An 18425-nucleotide genomic window follows, 5' to 3' on the forward strand; every position below is an offset into this window, starting at 1 on the left:
CTTCGCCGACCGGCCGTCGAGCCGCCACGGCACCCGGATGTGGGTCTCGTCGGCGATCGTGGGCAGCAGGTCGACGTGTTCCCAGTTGCGGTCGTCCACCCGGCCGGTCCGCTGGCCGGGTTCCTTGACGAACATCGGCACCCAGGCGACCTCGTTGGCGGCGTGTTCGATGGCGCCCATCCCCCGGCCCTGCCAGTCCTGGCGGAAGCTCACCCCGTGGTCGGCGGTGACCAGCACCAGCGCGCGGTCGTAGAGGCCGGTGGCGCGCAGCGTGCGCAGTGTCTCGCCGATCAGCCGGTCGGTGTAGCCGAGTTGGGCCAGGTGCCGGGCGCGGGCCACGTCCACCCACCCGGCGCCGTCGTTGGGCAGGTCCTCCGGCGCGGCGTAGCGCGCCCCGGACGGCAGGTACGCCCACGGCGGGTGCGGCATCAGCAGGTGCAGGAAGTGCAGGGTGGGCCGGTCGGCGGGGCGCAGCCCGGCCAGGAACGAGGTGAACCGGGCCGGCTGGTTGTCGTCGAGGGTGTCCCAGCGGAACTTCGGGTCGTCGGGCACCGGCTCGGCGGCGTCCAGTCCGGCCTCGGCCGCGGTCTGCTCCCGGTAGGAGTCCTCCGGGTCGACCCGGCTGTCCACCGGCGCGGTGAGCCGGCGCAGCAGCTCGCCGCTCTCCCGGGCCAGCGCCCCGAAGCCCTGTGGCGGGCTGGCCGGCTGCTCGCAGCGGCTGGGTGGGCAGAGTCGGGTGATGCTCTCCTCGGCCTTGATCCGGTAGAGGCCGCCGAGTGCGGTGAAGAGGTTGTCCGGGTACTGCGAGTAGTGCGGGGCCACGGCCCGCTGCGGGTAGCGCCCGGTGAGCATCGCCGGCAGCGCGTAGGGCGTCCAGCCGCTGACCCCGGTGGCGTTGCGGTACCAGGTCGACCCGGCGGCCAGCGCGGCGAAGTTCGGGTAGCGGGTGGCGTCGATCCGCCCGTCCGGGCCGAGCAGGGACACCAGCGGCAGTTCGTCCAGCACGATCATGACCACCGGCGGGTGGGCGCCGGCGCCGGCCACCCCGGCCGCGCCGCCGTCGCCCCGGGGCAGCACCACCGCCGAGGCCGGCGACGCGAACAGGAACAGCCCGATGAAGACCACCGGGCCGATCGCGGCCACCCGCAGCACCCGACGCAGCGCCCGCCACCGCCGGTGCGCGGCCGCCGCAGCGACGCCCGCGCCGCCGGCCACCAGCAGCAGCGGTACGCCCCGAAGCGGCGTGAGGTGCCGGCCGACCTGGACCGCGAGCGCGGCCGACAGCAGTGCCACGAGCACGGTGTGCACCACGGTCCGGGTGACCCGACCGGCGAGCAGGGACAGCGCGCCGAGCGCCGCGAACGGCACCGTCGGCGCGAGCGCGATCAGGGCGACGAGGAGCAGCACGTCGCCCCGGGAGGCGCGGTGGAACAGGAAGAAGTCGGGACTGCGGCCGAGCACGTCCAGCAGCGGCTGGGTGACCACCAGCCCGACCAGCGCCACCACCTCCGCCAGCCGCGCCGACTCGGCCCGCCAGGTGCTGCGACGGCGGGGCCGGTCGACGCCGGTCGTACGCTCGCGCGGTGGTGCGAGGGTGTCCTCAGCCACCCACCACCACCTGGTAGAGCGTGCGGGTGCCGGACGGCAGCTCGACCCGGGCGACCACCCGCCCGTGCCGGGCCAGCAGCGTCTCGAACACCTCCCGCCGGTAGTCGGGAAAGAGGCCGTCCGGCTTGTTGGCGAGCAGCCGGCGGGCCATCGGGTCGTCCGGGTGGACGAACTCCACCACCAGGCTGCCGCCGGTCTCGGTGAATGCGGCGAGTTGGTCCAGCACCTCGGGCAGCGGCACGTTGCGGCCGATCGCCAGGTGGTGCACCACGGCCAGGGCGAGGACCAGGTCGGCGCGGGCCCGGTCGGCGAACGCGGCCCGCTCGACGCCGCGCCAGCCGCCGCCGGGCGACGGGTCGGCGAGGTCCGTGACCAGCGGCAGGATGCGCCGTTCCCCCTCGTCGCGCAGGGCGCGGTAGAGGGTGTCGACCACGGCCGGGTCCTGCTCGACGGCGACCACGTACGCGGCGTGCCGGGCGGCGATGCGGGCGTACCGGCCGTCGTTGGCGCCCAGGTCCAGCGCCGAGTCCGGCGCGGTGGCGCTCACCGCCCGGTCGACGAAGGCCTCCTTGACCTGCCGGTCCGGCACCGAGTACGCGCAGGTGCGCTGGTAGTCCGACCAGTGGCTGTCACCGGGGCGGTGGTCGAGCCGGCGGACCAGCCGGGTCAGCCCGCGTACCGTGGCCAGGGCCAGCTCGCGGGAGAACCCGGCGGCGCGTAGCTGGGCGCGGACGTCGCTGGTGCTGGCGCGGGAGTTGCGGGTCTGCATGGCGCGGTGCAGGTGCACATGGGTGGGCACGCCGGCCCGCCAGCGCCGGGCCCCGGCGAAGAGGCGGCGCATCTGGTCGGGCTCGACGCCGTCGATCCGGGACCGCAGGAACGGCTGGAAGTCCAGCCCGAGGTGGGCCTGGATCAGCAGCGGGTAGAGCAGGGTCTGGCAGAACTGCCGGTAACCGGTCCAGGGCTCGCCGTCGCGCAGCGCCTCGAACGAGCCGACGTCGATGAAGACCGGCCGTGCCCCGCGCCACTGCACGTTGTAGGCCGAGCCGTCCTTGGTGGTGAAGCCGGCCTCCAACGCGGCGCGCAGCACGTCCAGGTGCAGCAGCGCCGCGTCGCGCAGCATCGCGGACGACCACTCGTAGGGATGTGAGACGAACGGGATCCGCTCGTGCCGCAGCACCGCGGCCCAGGGCGCGTCGACCGGGGTCGGCACCAGTTCCTCGGTGCCGACGAGGTGCCCGGCGGTGACCAGTTCGCGGAAGAGGTCGGTGGCGGACAGCGCCCGCCAGTCACGGGCGGAGCGCTCGTCGAGGCCACGCAGCACCTCCCCGCCGCGGTGGAAGACCCGGTTGCCGGGGTCGCGGAAGGAACCGGGCTCGGCGCGGACGCCGGTGTGCGGGATCGTCATCCCGTCAGCCCTGGTCGGTGGGCTGGCGGCGGAACCGGGTCACCAGTCGACGCCAGTAGAGCTTGGCGGCCACGGCCATTCCGGCCACCCCGCCGACCACCGCCTGCACGATGAGGCTGCCGGATCCCGCGTCCAGGTAGGCCAGGTGCGTCACGGCTGCTTTCCTTCCCTCGCCGATTCATCGCTCTCTCAGCCGGTATGCGAGCTTCATGGCTCAATGCCGGACTTGTTCCCTACCGTACGCGTTCGGTCGGATGCGTGCGGGCACACCGGCCACTCCCCGCCCGTCCGATGCCCCGTCCGATCCGTTCAAGACGACCGACGCCGTCCGGGCCTACCGTGGCGGACATGACACCGCAGTTCGATCTCGTCGGGACCGTGGTCACCGACATGGCCCGCACCCTCGACTTCTACCGCCGGCTGGGACTGCCGGTCCCGGCCGGCGCCGAGACGGCACCGCACGTGGAAATCACCCTGCCGGGCGGCGTACGGCTGGCCTGGGACACCGTCGAGACGATCCGGAGCTTCCATCCCGGCTTCACGCCGCCGGCCGGCAGCCCTCGGATGAACCTGGCCTTCCGCTGCGCCGACCCGGCCGAGGTGGACCGCTGGTACGCCGACCTGACCGCCGCCGGCCATCACGGGGAACTGCCGCCGTGGGACGCCTTCTGGGGCCAGCGGTACGCGGTCCTGCACGACCCGGACGGCAACGGCGTCGACCTGTTCGCGCCCCTTCCGGCCCCCTGACCGCCGACGGCGCTTCGCCGGTCGCCCCGCTCAGGTGGCGGGCAGGGTGAGCAGGCGGGTCGGCGACACCCCGGCCAACTCACGCACATCGCGGGTGAGGTGGGCCTGGTCTGCGTACCCGCTGCGCGCGGCGACCTCGGCGAGCGGCACGCCGGTGCGGGTCAGGTCCAGCGCGCGGCGCATCCGCAGGATCCGGGCGAGCGTCTTCGGGCCGTACCCGAAGAGGACCTGGCTGCGCCGGTGCAGGGCGCGCGCGCCGAGGCCGACCTCGGCGGCGGTCGCGGCGACCGTCGCCCCGGCGGCCAGCGCGGTGGCCACCCGGACGCCGATCGGGTCCGGCCCACCGGCGGCCCGCAGCCGCGCGCACGCCACCTCCTCCAGGATGGCGGCGCCCGGCCAGCCCGCCACGGCCGGCCCGGCCGGCCCGGTCACCGACGCGGTCGGCCCACCCGGGTCGGCCATCGCCGCCTCGACCCGCTCGGCCAGCTCACCGGCGGCGCGGCCCCACAGGTCGCCCAGCGGAACACGACGGTTCCGCAGTTCCTCGGCGGGCACCCCGAACACGGCCGGGCCGACACCCGGCGGAAGCCGCAGCCCGATCCACCGCTCCCCCGCAATCGACCGCGACACCTGCGCGACGCGATCGGGGCCGGCCACCAGCAGCCCTGCCCGGCTGGACCAGAGCAGGTCCAGGCACCCGTCCGGCAGCACCCGGACAACTCCTTCGCGGTCGGAGACGCTGCCCCACACCACCGCTCCCCGAACCCGCGCCGCCCTCCGCTCCCGGTACACGCCCTCCACCCTGCCACCACCCGCCGTCGATCATGACGTTGGCGTTCCCCCGCCCGGCGTGTCGGGCCGCCAACCTCATGATCGACGAAGCCAGCGTCAGGGTCGGTGGTGCATGGCCAGGCGGAGCAGGAGGAAGCGCAGGGCGGTGGCGGCCAGGTTCGCCACCACCAGGACGGCCAGTTCGGCGGCTCGCGGTGGGGTCGTGAGCGCGTGCAGGACGGCCAGGGCACCGCTGGTCAGGGCCAGGCCGAGCGCGAACGCGAGCATCCCCTGGAGGTGGTGCCGCCCGGCGTGCCGCCGACCGGTGACGCCGAAGGTGAGCCGCCGGTTGGCCGCCGTGTTGGCCACCGCGGTCAGCAGCAGCGCCAGCAGGTTCGCCGGTTGCGCCCCGAGCGGACCACGGGCCGCCAGGAAGAGCAGCAGGTACGCGAGCGTGCTCGCCACCCCGACCGCGGCGAAGCGGGCGAGCTGGTCGGGTAGCCCGACCGGCACCGGCAACGGCTGCCGGCCGAGCTGGGCGCGCAGCCGGGCCAGCGGCAGCGCGCCGGTGAGCAGCGCGCGGCCCAGCCGCCCGATACCGCGCAGGTCGGCCAACGCGGTGGCGACGATGTCGACCCGGCTGTCCGGGTCGTCCACCCAGTCCACCGGCACCTCGTGGATCCGCAACCCGGCCCGCTGCGCGAGGACCAACAGTTCCGTGTCGAAGAACCAGCCGGTGTCCTGGACCAGCGGCAGCAGCTCGGCCGCCACGTCGGCGCGGATCGCCTTGAAGCCGCACTGCGCGTCGGAGAAGCGCACCGCGAGCGTGCCGCGCAGCAGCAGGTTGTAGCCCCGGGAGATCACTTCCCGCCGGGCGCCTCGGACCACCCGGCTGGCCCGCGCCAGCCGGGTGCCGATGGCCAGGTCGGAGTGGCCGGACAGGAGCGGGGCGACCAGCGGCAACAGCGCGGCCAGGTCGGTGGAGAGATCCACGTCCAGGTACGCGAGCACCGGCGCGGGCGACGCGGACCAGGCGGCCCGCAGCGCTCGGCCGCGCCCCTTCTCCGCCAGGTGCAGCACCCCCACCTCGGGCAGTTCGGCGGCGAGCGCCTCGGCCACCGCCAGGGTGCCGTCGGTGCTGGCGTTGTCGGCCACCGTGATCCGGAACGGGTACGGGAACTGCGCGCTCAGGTGCGCGTGCAGCCGCCGCACGCAGGGGCCGAGGTCGACCTCCTCGTCGTGCACCGGGACCACCACGTCCAGCACCGCGGTGGCGGCGGTGGGCCGGGCGTGCACCGCAGCCCGGGGCTCGGGCATCAGGGTCATGGTTCAGCCCTCACTGCTCAGGTCGTAGATGGTGACTCCGTCGACCGTGGTCGGGGTGAAGGTCTCGGCCACCCAGGCGGCGATCTGGGACGAGGCGCTGCTGCCGCCGTTGGCCCGGAACCCGCCACCGCCGATGAAGTAGTGGATCTTCCCGGCGGCGACGTACCGCTGGAACTGCTCGAGGGTCGGCGACGGATCGCTGCCGTTGAAGCCGCCGATCGCCATCACCGGCTCGCCGGTGGCGAGCTGGNTCGAGCCGACCGTGGCCGCGACCCAGGTGTGGTCCGACGCGTCGGTCTTGAGCAGCGCGGTCATCTCGGCGCTCGGCTCGCGGGCGTCGAGCAGTCCACCCATGCCACCGCCACGCTGACCACGACCCCCGTCCCGGCCCGCGCCACCGTTGCGGCCGGAGCCGCCGTCCTGGCCGGTGGGCATGCCCGGCGCCGGGCCGCCGCCCGGGAAGCCGGGGAACACGCCGTTCTGACCGGTGCCACCGTTCTGACCACCGGGGAGGCCGGGGAACGCGCCGTTCTGACCACCGGGGAAGCCGGGGAAGGCGCCGTTCTCACCACCGGGGAAGCCACCCCGGCCGCCCGGTCCGAAGCCGCCCGCCACGAACGGACCAGCGCTGGGGATCGCGCCCCTGTGGGGGGTCGCCGCGGTCTGAAGCGCATACGCCGCCGGCCCGGCCAGCGCCACCGCCACCGCCAGCGTCGCAACCCCCGCCACCCCCCATCCCCAACCCGCCCAACCCGCCCAACCCGCCCGGTCCGGGGTGACCAAGGAGTTCGCGTCGCCGGGGGCCGCGCCGTCCGACGCGAACCCCTTGATCACCGAGCCGTCGCGGAGGGCGAAAGCGTCCAGGAGGGCCAGGAGGAGGGCCGCCGTCAGGCCGGCGGCCAGGACCGTGGGGCGCAGCCAGGGGTACCAGTCGGAGCTGCGGTCGAGCAGGCGCCAGGACCACCAGGCGGTGACCGCGAGCGTGCCGGCCAGGACCAGCGTGGCGGCGTAGCCGCGCCACCGGCCGGACGTGGTCCGGGCCCGCCAGAGCAGGGTGGCCCCGATGCCGACCAACGCGCCGACGGCCGGCGCGAGGGCGACCGTGTAGTACGCGTGGAAGATGCCGGACATGAAGCTGAAGATCAGCCCGGTGACCAGCAGCCAGCCGCCCCAGAGCAGCAGGCCGGCCCGCCGCCGGTCGGTGCGCGCCGCCCGCCCGGCCAGCCACAGGCCGGCCACCAGCAGGATCAGCGCGGCCGGCAGCAGCCAGGAGATCTGCCCGCCGATCTCGGTGTCGAACATCCGCAACGGGCCGGTCTGCCCGGAGAACGGACCGCCCCCGCCCGGCCGGCCGCCACCGCCGACGCTGCCCACCTCGTCGCCGGTGATCCGGCCCAGGCCGTTGTAGCCGAACGTCAGCTCCAGGATGCTGTCGTGCTGCGAGCCACCGATGTACGGGCGGGCGCTCGCCGGCACCAGCTCCACGATCGCCACCCACCAGCCGGCGGAGACCAGCACGGCCAGCCCGGCCAGCAGCAGTTGGCGGATCCGTCGTCCGGGGCCGGTCGGCGCGGCCAGCAGGTAGACCCCGGCGAGGACCGGGATCACCAGGAACGCCTGGAGCATCTTGGTGAGGAAGCCGAAGCCGACCAGCACACCGGCCAGCGCGAGCCACCGGGTGCTTGCCGTCTCGACCGCCCGCACCGTGGCGTACGCGGCGGCCACCAGTAGGAACACCAGCAGCGCGTCCGGGTTGTCGAAGCGGAACATCAGCGTCGCCACCGGGGTGAGCGCGAGGACCGCGCCGGCGAGCAGCGCGGCCGCCGGGCCGTGCCAGCGACGCACCGACGCGTACAGCACGCCGACCGAGGCGACGCCGAGCAGCGCCTGCGGCACCAGGATCGACCAGCTGTTCAGGCCGAAGACCCGCACCGAGAGTGCCATCAGCCAGAGCGAGGCCGGCGTCTTGTCCACGGTGATCGAGTTGGCCGCGTCCGAGGAGCCGTAGAAGAACGCCTTCCAGCTCGCCGAGCCGGCCTGCGCCGCGGCGGCGTAGAACGCGTTGCCCCACCCGGAGGCCCCCAGGCCCCACAGGTAGAGCAGGCCGGTGGCCACCAGCAGGCCGAGCAGGGCCGGGCGGGCCCAGCGCGGGTCGCGGCCGGGCGGTCCGGCCGGCGGGTCCGCCGGCGTCGGCGTCGGCGTCGGCTGCGGTACGGGGTGGGCGGCCGGATCGGTCGCGGGCGGACCGGCCTGCGGGGCGGCCTCGGCCGGGCCGGTCGTGCGCCCGGTCGGCAGGCTCTCGGTTCTGTCCATGCCGACCAGCCTGGGAGAGGCCGCTGGCCGGCTCCCGTGAACGACCTATGCGTCCGCTGTGGATCGGGGCAGCCAGACGGTGAACGCGGTGCGGCCGGGTCGGCTGGTCACCTCCACCCGGCCGTGGTGCGCCTCCACCACGGCCGCGACGATGGCCAGACCCAGGCCGGTGCTGCCGTGCGCGCGGGAGCGGGAGCTGTCGCCGCGGGCGAACCGCTCGAACACCTCCGGTTGCAGGTCGGCCGGGATGCCCGGCCCGTCGTCGGTGACGCGGAGTTCGACGCCGTCCGGGACCGCGGCGAGGCCGGTGGTGACGGCGGTGCCGGCGGGGGTGTGCACCCGCGCGTTGGCCAGCAGGTTCGCCAGCACCTGGTGCAGCCGCTGGGGATCGCCGGTGACGGTGAGTGGCTCGTCGGGCAGGTCGAGCTGCCAGCGGTGCTCCGGCCCGGCCACGTGCGCGTCGCTGACCGCGTCGACCGCCATGGCGGTGAGGTCGACCGGCTCGGCGACGAGCGGGCGGCCGGAGTCCAGCCGGGCGAGCAGCAGCAGGTCGTCCACGAGGCGGGTCATCCGGGTGCTCTCCGACTCGACCCGGCGCAACGCGTGCGCCACGTCCGGCGGCACCTCCTGCCGGCCGCGTCGGGCCACCTCGGCGTAGCCGCGGATGGCGGCCAGCGGCGTACGCAGCTCGTGGCTGGCGTCGGCGACGAACTGGCGTACCCGGGTCTCGCTGGCCTGCCGGGCGGCGAGCGCGGCGGCGACGTGGCCCAGCATCCGGTTGAGCGCGCCGCCGACCTGCCCGACCTCGGTGCGGGGGTCGGTGTCGGCGGCCGGCACCCGGACCGACAGGGCCACCTCGCCCCGGTCCAGCGGCAGCTCGGTGACCCGGGCGGCGGTGGCGGCGACCCGGTCCAGCGGGCGCAGCGTGCGCCGCACGATGAGCGCGCCGAGACCGCCGGCGACGACCAGGCCCGCGCCGATCACGCCGACCTGGGCCACGATCATCGCCACCACGGTGTCGTCGGCCCGGGCCAGCGGGATCGCGAAGATCGCGGCGTCGCCGTCCGCCCCGGGCCGCGCCACCGCCCGGTAGTCGCCGTATCCACCCAGGCCGACCGTACGGGGTCGGCCGTCCGCGGGTTGCCGGGCCAGGGCGGCCACCTCGGCGGTGGGCATCGGCACGTCGCCGCTCTCGGTGCGGATGAAGGCGGTCCGGACCCGTCCGCCCTCCACCTTGACGGCGACCGATTTCGTCGGGAAGCCGGGTGGGGGGATCAGGTCCCGGCGGTCGCCGCCGATCGGGAACCGGAACTGGTCCACCTGCCGTCCGCGCCGTTCCGAGCCGGTGAGCTGCTCGTCGACCTGGCGGACCAGGAAGTGCCGCAGGGCGACCGTGGTCAGCCCGCCGACGCCGACGCTGACCACCGCCAGCAGCGCCACCACGGAGAGCACCAGGCGGCGGCGCAGCGACCAGCCGGCCAGCCGGCGACGCAGTCGTCCTCCGCCCGGGTCACTCCGCGGGCTTGAGGACATAGCCCGCCCCGCGCAACGTGTGGATCATGGGGGCGCGGCCCGCGTCGATCTTCTTGCGCAGGTACGAGATGTAGAGCTCGACCACGTTGGCTTGGCCGCCGAAGTCGTAGTTCCAGACCCGGTCGAGGATCTGGGCCTTGCTGAGCACCCGGCGGGGGTTGCGCATCAGGTAGCGCAGCAACTCGAACTCGGTGGCGGTGAGCGTGATCAGGTCGTCGCCGCGGCGCACCTCGTGGCTGTCCTCGTCGAGGCTGAGGTCGCCGACGGTGAGCACCGCCTCCTCCCGGGCGGCGACCGCGAAGCCGGAGCGGCGCAGCAGGGCGCGCAGCCGGGCGATCACCTCCTCCAGGCTGAACGGCTTGGTGACGTAGTCGTCGCCGCCGACGGTGAGCCCGGCGACCCGCTCCTCCACCGCGTCCCGGGCGGTCAGGAAGAGCACCGGCACGCTGGGCGACTGCTCGCGCAGGCGGCGCAGCACCTGGAAGCCGTCCAGGTCGGGCAGCATCACGTCGAGCACCACCGCGTCCGGCCGGAACTGCCGGGCCGCGCTGATCGCCGCCGTTCCGTCGGCGGCGGTGGTGACCCGCCAGCCCTCGTAGCGCAGGGCCATCGAGAGCAGGTCGGTCAGCGTCGACTCGTCGTCCACCACCAGCACCCGCACCGGCTCGCCGTCGGGTCGGCGCAGCTCGATCCGGCCCTGCGCGGCCTGCCCGTTCATGACCATGCTCCCCATCGTGGGCGCACCCGCTGTACCGGGACTGTCCCGATCCTGTGTACCAGCTGTGCGGGCGACGCGGGACCGGTTGGGCCTTCCCCGGCAGGCTACCCGGTGGTAACTTGCCGGCATGCCCATCGACGGTGGTCCCGCTGGCCGGTTGGCCGGCCGCGTGGTGCTGGTGACCGGCGCGGCCCGGGGCATCGGCGCGCACACCGCCCGCCTCGCCGCGGCCCGGGGCGCCCGACTGTCCCTGGTCGGGCTGGAGCCCGACCGGCTCGCCGCGCTCGCCGACGAGCTGGGCCCCGGGCACGTCTGGTTCGCCGCCGACGTCACCGACCAGGCCGCGTTGGCGGAGGCGGTTGACGGCACGGTCGCCGCGCTCGGCGGGATCGACGCGGTGGTGGCCAACGCCGGGGTGGCCAACCGGGGNNNTCGGGGTGATGCGCACGGCGGCGGCGACCGTGCCGGCGCTCGTCGACCGCGGCGGCTACCTGCTGATCGTCTCCTCGGCCGCCGCGTTCGCCGCGCTGCCGGGAATGGCCGCCTACTGCGCCTCCAAGGCGGGCGTGGAGCACTTCGGCACCGCGATCCGGCTGGAGCTGGCGCATCGCGGGGTGGCCGTGGGCACCGCGCACCCGTCCTGGGTGGACACCGACCTGGTGCGCGAGGCGCGGGCCGACCTGCCGGCGTTCGAGAGCGCGTTGACGAAGCTGCCCTGGCCGATGCGGCGCACCACCTCGGTGACCGAGTGCGCGGAGGCGTTCGTCCGGGCGATCGAGCGCCGCAGCCGCCGGGTGTACGTGCCGCGCGCGGTGGGCGCGGTGCAGGCGGTGCGGTCGCTGCTGGTCAGTCCGCTGGCCGACCGGCTGGTGGGGCGGACCGCCCGGGTGACCGTCCCGCTGATCGAGGAGCAGGCCCGGGCGCTGGGCCGGGGCTTCGGCGCGAGCACGCCACCGGGCCGGCCGTGAGCGCGGCGGAGGTGGTGTTCGAGCGGCGGGGCGCCGGGCCGGTACTGGTGCTGGTGCACGGCATCGGCCACCACTGGGGCGCCTGGCTGCCGGTGCTGGACCGGCTGGCCGAGGCGCACGACGTGATCGCCGTCGACCTGCCCGGCTTCGGCCGGTCCCCGGTGCCCGCCGGCGGCCTGCCCGCCGACATGCCCGGCCTGGTGACCGGGATGATCGAGCTGTTCGCCGCGCTCCGGCTGGAGCGGCCGCACGTCGCCGGCAACAGCCTCGGCGGCGCCATCGCCCTGGAGCTGGCCGCCGTCGGCGCGGTCGCCTCGGCCACCGCGCTGTCACCGGCCGGCTTCTGCACCGCACGCGAGCTGCGCTGGGCGCTCACCGTGCTCACCCTGCACCGCAACGCCGCCCGACTGCCCGAGCCGGTGCTTCGTCACCTGTTCGCGGCGCCGGCGCTGCGTGCGCTGGCGATGGGCATGATCATGGCCCGGCCGGGCCGGCTGGCGCCGGACGCCGCGTTGGCCGACGCCCGCGCGCTGCGCACCGCCCGCGCGTTCCGCGCGGTCGCCCGCGCCGGCCGGGGGTACGCGTTCGCCGGCGCGCCCACCGTGCCGGTGACGGTGGCCTGGGGCACCCGGGACCGGATCCTGCCCCACCGGCAGGCGGCGCTGGCCCGCACCCGGCTGCCCACCGCCCGGCACCTGGACCTGCCCGGGTGCGGGCATGTGCCGATGCACGACGACCCGGAGCTGGTCGCCTCGGTCATCCTCGACACCACCGGCGTCCGCCCGGCCTGAGTCTCACTCGGTCGCGCCGAACGGGTCGGTGCGCACGTACCGCATGGTCCAGCCGTCCGGGCCGGCGCGGTCGGCCCGCTCGTAGAGGTGGTCGGCCACGTCGTCGGCCGGCTCGTCCGGGTGCCCCAGGATCCACCGGTGCGGCGGCGCGCCGTCCGGCTCCGCCGGCAGATCCCGCACCAGGTCGTCGGCCGGCCCGCCGACGAACCGTACGCGCACCCGCCGCACGCCTCACCCTCCGTCCACATCGTCGGCACCCCTGGTCGTGAAGCTACCCCGCCCCGGCGCACGCCCTCGACGGTTTGCACAGCTCGGAGGCCGGGTAGCGGATCCGGGGGGACCGGACGAGGCGAGGGGTGGTCGATGAGGACGCTGGGCGGGCGGTACGAGCTCGAACAGCGAGCCGGCCTGGGTGGCATGTCGGAGGTCTGGCGCGCGCACGATCGCGTGCTGGACCGGATCGTCGCGGTGAAGGTGATCTCACCCAGCCTGCACGACGACGCCGTCGCGGCCGAGCGGATCCGGGCCGAGGCCCGCTCGGCGGCGCGACTGGTCCACCCGAACGTCGCCAGCGTGCACGACTTCGGCACCGCCACGTTGCCCGACGGGCGGCCGGTGCCGTACATCGTGATGGAGTTGGCCGAGGGCGAGACGCTCGCCGCGCACCTGCGTGCCGGCCCGCTGGACTGGCGCATCGCCGTGCGGGTCTGCGCCGAGGTGTGCGCCGCGCTGGCCGCCGCGCACGGGAACGGGATCGTGCACCGGGACGTGAAGCCGGCGAACGTGATCCTCACCCCGTACGGCGTGAAGGTGCTCGACTTCGGCATCGCCACCCCGGCCGGCGCGCCCGACCACACTCCGGAGGGGATCGTGGTGGGCACCCCGGCATACCTGGCGCCGGAACAGCTCGACCGCCAGCCCGCCACCCCGGCCGCCGACATGTACGCGCTCGGCGTGCTGCTCTACTACTGCCTCACCGGCCGACTGCCGTACGAGATCGGCAGCACCACCCAGTTGCTCGGCTCGCGACGCCGGCAGCCGCCCCAGCCCCTACCGGAGATCCCCGGCCTGCCGCCGGAGGTGGCGGAGCTGTGCCGGAGCTGCCTGGACGTCGACCCGGCGGCCCGGCCGACCAGCCCGATGGCCGCGCTGCTGCTGGCCGAGGCGGTGGACGCCCGGGTCTACGTGCCGATGACCGTCGTGCTGCCCCGGCAGCGGGCCGCCCAGGTGTCGCCCTGGACCGGCCGGGCCGCCGCCGAGGAGACCGAGGCGATGGCCGTGGACGGCGCTCCCAGCGGCCGGATCGGCTGAGCGTACTGCCGGCCCGCGCTCGGTTTCGCCGCCCCACGGCCGGGAACCCGGGCCGGTGAGTGACGGGAGGAACGCGATGCCGGATCCGAGTTCCTGGCTGGCCGAGACGGCCACGGCGACCGCGGCGGGCGGTCACGTACGCACCGACGACGGCGGTTTCTCCTCCGCCCTGGCGTCCCCGCTGGCGCCGCACTGCAGCGGCCTGACGCCGGAGCAGCTCCTGGCCGCCGCGTTCGCCTCCTGCCTGCACCACGCCGCGGTGGAGGCGGCCGGCGAGATCACCGACGAGGCGCACACGGTGCAGGTGACCGCGGAGGCGAAGCTGGGACGCGACGACGACGGGCGGTACCGGGCGGACGTGCACGCCGAGATCTCCTCGGCCGGGCTCACCCGGGAGCAGTTGGCCGACCTGGTCGCGTACGCCGATCGGCTCTGGCCCTTCTCCAGCGGCGACCCGAGCCGCCACCGGCTCACGGTGACCCCGGCCGAGAACGGCCGGCACTGAGCCGTCACCGGCGGAAGCCGCCGGTCACCGCACGGGTCGACGGTCGGGGTGCGGAGCATCCCGGCCGGCCCGATCGGACGACCCGACGTCTCGGGTCCGTGGCCGGGTCGCACCCGGCCGAACGGTGGAGGCCGGCGGGCGGCCGACGCCCACCTCCGGGACGTCCGGTTGGTCCTCCCAAACCCGCTATTGTGGATGTTCCGGTTAGGACCGGAAGAGGCAGTTGATGGTGCACTGACCGGGATGTCGGCCCGAAATCCGGCAAAGAGTGACGCATGCCACCAAGCGCGCCGATGGCAAGCGACGTGAAGCTTTCTAGCCTCGTCGGGTGCATCCCGATCATCCCGGCCACGAGCAGCCGCCCGCGAAGCGCCCGGTTCGCCGAACGATCGACCCGGCCTCGGCCGAACGGCGGGTGGGACGCCACCGGGCCCCGGCACCGCCCCGGCCCGGCCCGGCCCGCTCCGTTTCCGGCCGGATCGCGGTGGCGACCGGGGTCACCTGCTGCCTCGGTCTGGTCGGCGTGGCCGGCGTCGGCGAGGCCGGCCGGCCCCGCCCGCAGATGCGCGAGGCGCTCGCCGACCGGGCCGCCGAACAGCGCGCCTCCCGCGACTTCACCCGCGCCGCCCCGCCGGTCGCCGCGCCGCCGCGGACACCGGACGCCGCCCCGAGCCCGGCCGCCGCGCGCCCGAGCGCACCGAGGAAGGTCGTCCGCCCCGCGCGTCCGCGCCCCGTCGCCGGCCTGGACCAGCGGCAGACGGACAACGCGAAGGTCATCGTGGACGTCGGGCGGGAGATGGAACTGCCGCGTCGGGCCATGGTGGTGGCGGTGGCCACCGCCATGCAGGAGAGCGACCTGCACAACCTCGCCAGCGACGTGCTGCCGGCCTCCTTCGACCACCCGCACCAGGGCAGCGGCTCCGACCACGACTCGATCGGGCTGTTCCAGCAGCGCCCCAGCAGCGGTTGGGGCACGGTCGCTGAGATCATGCGCCCGGCGTACGCGGCGCGGGCGTTCTACACCGCGCTGTGCGACGTGCCCGGCTGGGCGACGATGAGCGTCACCGCCGCGGCCCAGGCGGTGCAGGTCTCCGCCTTTCCCGACGCGTACGCCAAGCACGAGAAGCGGGCCGCCACGGTGGTCGCGGCGCTGCTCTGAGACCGGCGACGCCGGGTCGCTAGGCGTGCTTGGGGAGCACGACCACCCGCCCGAAGAACTCGTCGATGCGGCGTACCACGTCGTTGAAGTCGTCCAGGTCGATCGGCTTGGTCACGTACGCGTTGGCCTGCAACGTGTAGCTGCTGACCACGTCGGTGTCGGCGTTGGAGGTGGTCAGCACCACGATCGGGATGGTCCGCAGGCTCTCGTCCCGCTTGACCTCGCCGAGCACCTGCCGCCCGTCCATCCGGGGCATGTTCAGGTCGAGCAGGATCACGTCCGGCCGCTGCGCCTCGGCGTGCCGGCCCTCCCGGCGGAGGAACTCCATCGCCTCCTCGCCGTCGGCGACCACGTCGATGACCTTCTCGACGTCCGACTCCTCAAGCGCTTCCTCGATCATCAGGACGTCGCCCGGGTCGTCGTCCACCACCAGGATGCGAACGGGGCTCGGACTGGGCTGACCCATGGGGCTACCTGCTTCGTCTCGGGAGGTGGGCGGCGGCCGCACGGCCGACCGCTGGCGGGGAAATCTAACCGATCAGGGGCTGGCCGACGCCGTCGGGTCGGCCGCGTCGAGATCGTGTCGCAGCACCTCGGCGAGCCCGGTCACCTGGAGCACCCGGGCCACCCGGCCGGTCGCCCCGGTGAGTCGCAACCAGCCGTCACCGGCGCCGGCGAGGTTGTCCCCCCGGACGAAGGCGGCGATGCCGGTCGAGTCGCAGAACGTCAGCTCGGTGAGGTCCAGCAGCAGCTCACGGCGCCCCTCGGCGAGCAACCGGTCGATCGCGGTGTTCAGCGCCGGGGCCGTGCTCAGGTCGAGTTCGCCGACGAGCCGGAGACAGGCGCCGCCCCCGTCCCGCTGGGCGTACGTGACGGTGAACGTCACCGTGGCCCCTCTCGCTCCGACCGCAGGCGAACCCTTGCAGTGCAGCAAGTATACGGGTCGTCCCGCGCCGCACCGGTCAGCGGCCCGCCGCCGCCGTGACCAGGCCCCCCACCACGGCGCGTCCCCGGTCGAGGAAACCGACCGCGCGGGGAAAGTCCCGCAGTTGCCGTCCATAGTGGTTGAGGGTCGCCCCGAGCGCGCCGGCCGGCACACCCCGGCTGACCAGGATCGCCACCAACCACTCGACGAACTCGGTGAACAGCGTCCCGTCGTCGACGTAGAGCGCGGCGGCCAGGAAGTCGACGATGTAGCCGAGGTCGCCGACGGTCGAGTCGAGCTGCGCCGAGGTGTAGTCGCGCACCCCCGGCACCCGCTCCCGCAGGTCGGCCAGGGCGCTGTCGATCAGCTCCCCACGCCGCTTGACCAGGCTGGCGTACTCGTCGTCGGCGAGATGGTCCAGCCGGGCGGCCGACACCGCGCGCAGCGCCCGCTCGTCGGCGACCAGGTCGGCAGCGGCCGGCGCGTCCGGCGCCCAGGACAGGCCCAGCGTGCGCGCCCACCGGCCGTCGACACCGAAGCCACGCCCACCCACCACCACCGGCACGTCGGAGCGGCGGCACGCCTCGACCATCCGGTGGGCGTGCGGCAGCCGCATCGGCAGCGCACAGGCCAGCGCCACCGCCTCGGCGTCGTACCGGTGCAGGTAGGAGACCAGATGCGCGGCCGGCACGCTGGCCCCCAGGAACACCACCTGCCAGCCCCGCAGCCGCAGCACCTCGGCCACCAGCCGGGCCGGCAACGCGTGCCACTCACCGTCCATGCAGGCCATCACGATCCGGCCGCGGGTCGGGCGCGGATCGGCGTACGCGGCCACCGCCGCCACCACCCGCTCGCTGATGTGGGTGGCGGCGTGCTCCTGGGCCACGCTCCACTCGTTGCGGGCCCACCGCTCCCCCACCTCGGCCTGCGCCGGGGCGACCAGGTCGAGCAGCACCCGCTCGGCCGGCGCGCCCGCCTCCAACAGCCCCCGGGCCACCGCCACCGCGGCCTGCTCGTCGGCCTCGGCCAGGCACTCCAGGTAGTCGGTGAAGACGTGCGCCGGGTCGGTCCCGGCGGTGGTCGCGGTCACGCGGGCAACTCCCTCGTCCGGGCGGCGTCGGTCGGCTCCGGCACGGCGTGCAGGTGCCGGGCGGTTCGGCCGGCCGGACCGGTGGCCCGCAGCGCCAGCACGGCGATGTCGTCGTGGTCACCGTGGGCGAGCCAGTCGCAGGTCACCTGCTCGACCCGCTCGGCCAGCGCCGCCGCCGGCATCCGGTGACAGCCGGTCACCGCGTGCAGCAGACGTTCGGCGCCGAACTGCTCGTCGCCGCGCCGCCCGCCCCGCGCCTCGGTCACCCCGTCGCTGTAGAGCAGGCACGTCTCGCCCGGCACCAGGTGCACGGTGGCCTCGCCGATCCGCGGATCCGGCACCACGCCGATCAACATGCCGCTCAACGGCACCACCTCGACCTCGCCGGACTCCCGCAGCACCAGCGGCGGCAGGTGGCCGCCGCCGGCCAGGGTCAGGGTCAGGCCGCCGTCGCGGTGCGGCCGGGCCACCCCGAGCACCATGGTCGCGAAGCGGCCCTGCCCGTGCGCCTGGGTGGTCTCCAGCAACGCGTCGTTGAGCAGCTTGAGCAGGCGTCCCGGCTGCGTCTCGACCCGGTGCAGGGCGTGCAGGCACTGGCGGAGCTGGCCGGTGAAGACGGCCGCCTCCACGCCCTTGCCCGACACGTCGCCGAGGAAGAAGACCGAACCGCCGTCCGCGAGCCGGTGCGAGCCGTAGAAGTCGCCGCCGATGCGCAGACCGGCCTGCGCCGGCCGGTACGCCGTGCCCCACTGCACGCCGCTCGCGGCCGCCGGCTCGATCGGCAGCAGGCTCGCCTGGAGCGTGTCGGCGACCTCGGCCTGGTCGCGGTAGAGCATGGCGGTGGTCAACGCCGCGCCGGCACGGGCCGCGAACGCGCGGACCAGGTCGACGTCGGCCTCGTCGTACCAGCGGCTGGCCCGGCGGGCCACCAGCAGCACCCCGACCGGGTCCTCCCGGCCGGGCAACGGCACCACCCGCGCGGTCGCGTCGGGCACGTCGAGACCGGGCAGCCAGCCCGCCTCGGCGGCCTGCTCGACCAGCCAGTCGAGCGTGTGCGGCTCGGTGCCGGCGAGACCGGCCTCGATCGCCGAGGGCAACGCCACGGCGGGCAGCACACCGCTGTCCACGGCGGGCACCTCGTCGTCGGCGCGTACCGCCCGCCACCAGCGGGCCCGGCCGGAGCGGGGGGCCAGCACCAGCACCGCGACGTCGGCGACCGTGGGCACGGCGAGCCGCGCCACGGCGGCCGCGG

Annotated in this window: 18 protein-coding genes and 1 pseudogene; 6 read left to right on the plus strand and 13 right to left on the minus strand. The window is 75.2% G+C overall.

The window, feature by feature from the left end:
• The 3 genes from B1205_RS25315 to B1205_RS30055 form a co-directional block, all read right to left on the minus strand.
• On the minus strand, window positions 1–1608 hold a 1608-nt coding region (locus tag B1205_RS25315), incomplete at its 3' end, for a sulfatase-like hydrolase/transferase (RefSeq protein ID WP_254910182.1).
• Complete coding sequence (locus B1205_RS25320; protein ID WP_089157884.1) at window positions 1601–3016, minus strand: methyltransferase domain-containing protein; 1416 nt, start codon at window positions 3014–3016, stop codon at window positions 1601–1603. The genes B1205_RS25315 and B1205_RS25320, both read right to left, overlap by 8 nt.
• 4 nt (window positions 3017–3020) lie before the next feature.
• Window positions 3021–3170 carry a hypothetical protein gene (locus tag B1205_RS30055; RefSeq protein WP_176308789.1) on the minus strand — a complete coding sequence of 50 codons (150 nt, stop codon included), beginning with the start codon at window positions 3168–3170 and terminating at the stop codon, window positions 3021–3023.
• A 194-nt stretch (window positions 3171–3364) separates the two neighbouring features.
• Here B1205_RS30055 and B1205_RS25325 point away from each other — a divergent pair, with 194 nt between their 5' ends.
• A complete protein-coding gene (locus B1205_RS25325) occupies window positions 3365–3763 on the plus strand; it encodes a VOC family protein (RefSeq protein WP_089157885.1) in 399 nt (132 codons plus the stop codon).
• Between the two features lie 30 nt (window positions 3764–3793).
• On the opposite strand, the gene B1205_RS25330 is transcribed toward B1205_RS25325, so the two are convergent.
• The 5 genes from B1205_RS25330 to B1205_RS25350 form a co-directional block, all read right to left on the minus strand.
• Complete coding sequence (locus tag B1205_RS25330; protein WP_441338554.1) at window positions 3794–4564, minus strand: helix-turn-helix domain-containing protein; 771 nt, start codon at window positions 4562–4564, stop codon at window positions 3794–3796.
• A gap of 87 nt (window positions 4565–4651) precedes the next feature.
• Window positions 4652–5860, minus strand: coding sequence for a glycosyltransferase (locus B1205_RS25335; RefSeq protein ID WP_441338555.1), 1209 nt, complete (start codon window positions 5858–5860; stop codon window positions 4652–4654).
• 3 nt (window positions 5861–5863) lie between these two features.
• A complete protein-coding gene (locus B1205_RS25340; protein ID WP_089157886.1) occupies window positions 5864–8173 on the minus strand; it encodes a glycosyltransferase family 39 protein in 2310 nt (769 codons plus the stop codon).
• Between the two features lie 45 nt (window positions 8174–8218).
• Window positions 8219–9706 (minus strand): sensor histidine kinase, encoded by a 1488-nt coding sequence (locus tag B1205_RS25345; protein WP_089157887.1) that lies wholly within the window; start codon window positions 9704–9706, stop codon window positions 8219–8221.
• A complete protein-coding gene (locus B1205_RS25350; protein ID WP_089157916.1) occupies window positions 9684–10424 on the minus strand; it encodes a response regulator transcription factor in 741 nt (246 codons plus the stop codon). Before B1205_RS25350 ends, B1205_RS25345 begins: the two co-directional genes overlap by 23 nt.
• 127 nt (window positions 10425–10551) lie before the next feature.
• On the opposite strand from B1205_RS25350, the pseudogene B1205_RS25355 reads away from it, so the two are divergent.
• Window positions 10552–11392: pseudogene (locus B1205_RS25355) on the plus strand (SDR family oxidoreductase).
• Window positions 11389–12183, plus strand: coding sequence for an alpha/beta fold hydrolase (locus tag B1205_RS25360; protein WP_089157888.1), 795 nt, complete (start codon window positions 11389–11391; stop codon window positions 12181–12183). The pseudogene B1205_RS25355 and the gene B1205_RS25360 overlap by 4 nt, the downstream one beginning before the upstream one ends.
• A gap of 3 nt (window positions 12184–12186) precedes the next feature.
• Here B1205_RS25360 and B1205_RS25365 read toward each other — a convergent pair whose 3' ends face one another.
• The gene (locus tag B1205_RS25365) at window positions 12187–12402 is read right to left on the minus strand and encodes a hypothetical protein (protein WP_254910183.1); all 216 of its coding nucleotides are present in this window, start codon (window positions 12400–12402) and stop codon (window positions 12187–12189) included.
• Window positions 12403–12546: 144 nt separating this feature from the next.
• Between B1205_RS25365 and B1205_RS25370 the strand changes: the two genes are divergently transcribed.
• From B1205_RS25370 to B1205_RS25380, 3 genes are all read left to right on the plus strand, one after another.
• The gene (locus tag B1205_RS25370) at window positions 12547–13494 is read left to right on the plus strand and encodes a serine/threonine-protein kinase (protein ID WP_089157890.1); all 948 of its coding nucleotides are present in this window, start codon (window positions 12547–12549) and stop codon (window positions 13492–13494) included.
• 76 nt (window positions 13495–13570) lie between these two features.
• Window positions 13571–13999 carry an OsmC family protein gene (locus B1205_RS25375; RefSeq protein WP_089157891.1) on the plus strand — a complete coding sequence of 143 codons (429 nt, stop codon included), beginning with the start codon at window positions 13571–13573 and terminating at the stop codon, window positions 13997–13999.
• 328 nt (window positions 14000–14327) lie between these two features.
• A complete protein-coding gene (locus B1205_RS25380) occupies window positions 14328–15158 on the plus strand; it encodes a hypothetical protein (RefSeq protein WP_176308790.1) in 831 nt (276 codons plus the stop codon).
• 19 nt (window positions 15159–15177) lie between these two features.
• On the opposite strand, the gene B1205_RS25385 is transcribed toward B1205_RS25380, so the two are convergent.
• From B1205_RS25385 to B1205_RS25400, 4 genes are all read right to left on the minus strand, one after another.
• Window positions 15178–15624, minus strand: coding sequence for a response regulator (locus tag B1205_RS25385; protein WP_089157892.1), 447 nt, complete (start codon window positions 15622–15624; stop codon window positions 15178–15180).
• 72 nt (window positions 15625–15696) lie between these two features.
• Window positions 15697–16044: an STAS domain-containing protein gene (locus B1205_RS25390; protein WP_089157893.1), complete on the minus strand. Its 348-nt coding sequence runs from the start codon at window positions 16042–16044 to the stop codon at window positions 15697–15699.
• A 76-nt stretch (window positions 16045–16120) separates the two neighbouring features.
• Entirely contained in the window at window positions 16121–17173 is a 1053-nt protein-coding gene (locus tag B1205_RS25395; RefSeq protein ID WP_089157894.1) for a cobalamin B12-binding domain-containing protein, read from the minus strand.
• A partial coding sequence (locus B1205_RS25400; protein ID WP_254910184.1) for a PP2C family protein-serine/threonine phosphatase occupies window positions 17170–18425 on the minus strand: 1256 nt, incomplete at its 5' end. The genes B1205_RS25400 and B1205_RS25395, both read right to left, overlap by 4 nt.

This window comes from Micromonospora sp. NBS 11-29 (assembly GCF_002140155.1).
Classification (GTDB): Bacteria; Actinomycetota; Actinomycetes; order Mycobacteriales; family Micromonosporaceae; genus Micromonospora.